Source organism: Candidatus Cyrtobacter comes, from assembly GCF_034470605.1.
Taxonomy (GTDB): domain Bacteria; phylum Pseudomonadota; class Alphaproteobacteria; order Rickettsiales; family Midichloriaceae; genus Cyrtobacter; species Cyrtobacter comes.
The window spans coordinates 1-2,864 of record NZ_JARGYT010000119.1; the positions used below are offsets into that span (position 1 = coordinate 1).

The 2,864-nt window shown below is 34.2% G+C and carries 4 protein-coding genes and 1 pseudogene; 1 reads left to right on the forward strand and 4 read right to left on the reverse strand.

The window, feature by feature from the left end; all coding sequences use genetic code 11:
* Positions 1 to 86 (forward strand): annotated as a pseudogene (locus tag Cyrtocomes_RS05815) (IS5/IS1182 family transposase); the annotation flags it as partial.
* A gap of 242 nt (positions 87 to 328) precedes the next feature.
* Here Cyrtocomes_RS05815 and Cyrtocomes_RS05820 read toward each other — a convergent pair.
* From Cyrtocomes_RS05820 to Cyrtocomes_RS05835, 4 genes are all read right to left on the reverse strand, one after another.
* On the reverse strand, positions 329 to 1,030 hold the full coding sequence (locus Cyrtocomes_RS05820) for a hypothetical protein (RefSeq protein ID WP_322498246.1): 702 nt from the start codon (positions 1,028 to 1,030) through the stop codon (positions 329 to 331).
* Positions 1,031 to 1,060: 30 nt separating this feature from the next.
* Positions 1,061 to 1,762: a hypothetical protein gene (locus tag Cyrtocomes_RS05825; protein WP_322498247.1), complete on the reverse strand. Its 702-nt coding sequence runs from the start codon at positions 1,760 to 1,762 to the stop codon at positions 1,061 to 1,063.
* A gap of 130 nt (positions 1,763 to 1,892) precedes the next feature.
* The gene (locus tag Cyrtocomes_RS05830; protein ID WP_322498248.1) at positions 1,893 to 2,594 is read right to left on the reverse strand and encodes a hypothetical protein; all 702 of its coding nucleotides are present in this window, start codon (positions 2,592 to 2,594) and stop codon (positions 1,893 to 1,895) included.
* A gap of 49 nt (positions 2,595 to 2,643) precedes the next feature.
* A partial coding sequence (locus Cyrtocomes_RS05835) for a hypothetical protein (RefSeq protein ID WP_322498249.1) occupies positions 2,644 to 2,864 on the reverse strand: 221 nt, incomplete at its 5' end.

Sequence of the window (2,864 nt, forward strand, 5' to 3'; positions counted from 1 at the left end):
TTGCCAGTCGTTACGCTAAAAATGCCAAATCTTTTTTAGCTGCTGTGCAAATTAGATACATTGCTTTGTGGGCAAAAATCTCGTGACTATACTATTTAGGCAATACTCACAATTTCATGAAGAATTTCCTATATTTAAACTATAGACAAAGGGATATGAATCCTTCAGCGTTAACGTGATGAGAAACATAATAATCTTTTTATCAAAATTATTGAATTCGAGATAATACATTTAAAAAAGAAAAACTCTTTAGTAAATTCTTGCTTGCATTATAAAAGAGCCTCAAGTTAATTTGCTATAATTAAGTATTATGAGCTTACAGAAATGTTTATATATCTGACATATTTCCAAAATAAGCATTTATACAAGATTCTATATCTATCAGTGGATTGAAATCTTTATAACAGGCATTAGCCTCATATGCGCAAGAAGCGCCATCCTCATTATAAAGAACAAACCCATAATAATGATTATCTCCCTTTATCGAGCAAGTGGTGAATTGACTGTCAGCATCAAGGCCTCGTCTTAAGATATCATACGGAGAATAAAGCTTCTCTGCTTCATCCTGTACCATAACCATCCTAGTAACTATATATTTACGGTTGTTATGATATTGTATATCTGTAACTATAGTAGTAGGTGCATCATAATGATTATTCATTCCAAAGCATTTCCTAATAGCCTGATGAAAAAAATCAACAAGATTACTGTGCTTTTCGTTATAATCATAAGCATAATAACTAGTGATGCGTGGATCATGTGTAAGTGGGTTCTTATAAGTTCCAAAACCGATTAGTGTATGATGATCACTTTTTGTGCTATAAAGAGGGTTAAATGGCTTATATGTAGCACTACCAGATGGTGATTCCCCTTGGTTTGTCACGCACTTTTTCAGCATTTTAGAAATAGCTGAATGGAAGGCGTATTCGCCACTATCTGTGGTGGTATTATATCTCGCAGTAAAGAAAGTACTATAAACTCCTGTCTTCGTGATACTACTTTTGTTCATGATATTTTTGGAGTTTGGCATTATGTTATAGAAAATATATAATAATTAATATCAAAAGAATGATTGGGTTAGATCAGCCACATCTTCAAAATGAGCGTTTATGCAAGATTCTATATCTGTGAGGGGGTTAAAACCTTTATAGCATACATTACACTCATATGCATAAGAAGCCCCATGCTCATTATAAAGAACAAATCCATAATAACCACTACCTCCTTTTATCGAGCAAGTTGTGAACTGTCTGCCTGGGTCACCACCACGTCTTAGAACCTCATATGGAGAATAAAGCTTTTCTGCTTCATCTTGTTGCAGTATAACAGTCCTAGTAAATGTATAATTACGGTCTATACCATTATATAGTATGTTAGTAATAATATCATTGTTATGTATACCCTTATAACCCGCTCTATCACCCATTCCAAAACATTTCCTAATAGCTTCATGAAAATAATCAGCAAGATCACTATGCTCTTCATTATAATTATAAGCATAATAGATAGCGATGCGCGGATCATGTGCAAGTTCTTTATTATAAGTTCCAAAGCCGATTAGCGCATGATGATCACTTTCCGTGCTATAAAGAGGATTAAATGGCTTATATGTACCAGAGCCACCTTGATTTGTTACACATTTTTTTAATGTGTTGGATATTCCTAAATAAAATTTATGTTCATCAGTGGCGGTAATAGTCTCATATCTTGCTGTAAAAAAACCAACAGGTATTTTGGTAATATTAGATTGGCTTTTATTCATAAAATTTTATAACGATATAATCGAATTTATAAGAGCCTAGCAGTGGAAGTATCAGAATAAGGAGAAATATGAACACAATAACGCCACCATAGCTTTACTATTGTAATGAATCTTGATGAACAGAGAACTATCAAAATAGATCTGCCACATCTTCAAAATGAGTGTTTATGCAAGATTCTATATCTGTAAGTGGATTGAGGTTTTTATTACAGGCTATGGCTTCATATGCATAAGAAGCACCATCCTCATTGTAAAGAACAAATCCATAATAATGGTTATCTTCTTTTATTGGGCAGGCGAGTTTGTACTTACCACCAGGATTTTGCCTAATGGTCCAATATGGAGAATACAGATTTTCCGCTCCATCACGCACCATTACCATCCTAGTAAATACAAACTTGTATTTACCATTATAACTGAAGTTAGCTGTAAAGTTACTGTCGTGCTGGAAATCTTGATTTATTCCAAAGCACCCCTTAATAGCTTGATGAAAAGAGTCCGCAAGATTGCTGTGCTTTTCGTTATAATCATAAGCATAATAACTGGTGAGGTGTGGATCATGTGCGAGTGTGTCCTTATAAGTTCCAAAGCCGGTCAGAGCATGATGATCACTTTTTGTGCTATAAAGAGGGTTAAATGGCTTATATGTAGCACTACCAGATGGTGATTCCCCTTGATTTGTCACGCACTCATTCAGCATTCTAGATATAGCCAAATGAAAGGCGTATCCACCACTATCTGTGGTGGTATTTTGTCTTATAGAAAAGAAAGCACTATCAACTCCTGTTTTAGTGATACTACTTCTATCCACGATATTTTTTGAATTTAGCATTATGGTTTATAGAAAATATACAACAATTAATATAAAAAGAATAATTCTGTTAGATCGCCAGATCATCCACGTTTTCAAAATTAGCGTTTATGCAAGATTTTACATCTGTGAGAGGGTCAAAACCTTTGCCGCAGGCAGCGCCCTCATATATATGAGAAATATCACCATGATTAGGCACTGTTAACAAAGGTTTTGCCAAATAATGGAAAAGATGCAATATTATATTGGAGGCGATAAATATGGTATTTAGATGGATAAAAGGTTGTTTCC

Excerpts from the sequence above, each read along its gene's own strand:
- Cyrtocomes_RS05820 (WP_322498246.1), bottom strand. The coding sequence starts at position 1,030 with ATGCCAAACTCCAAAAATATCATGAACAAAAGTAGTATCACGAAGACA.
- Cyrtocomes_RS05830 (WP_322498248.1), bottom strand. The coding sequence starts at position 2,594 with ATGCTAAATTCAAAAAATATCGTGGATAGAAGTAGTATCACTAAAACA.
- Cyrtocomes_RS05825 (WP_322498247.1), bottom strand. The coding sequence starts at position 1,762 with ATGAATAAAAGCCAATCTAATATTACCAAAATACCTGTTGGTTTTTTT.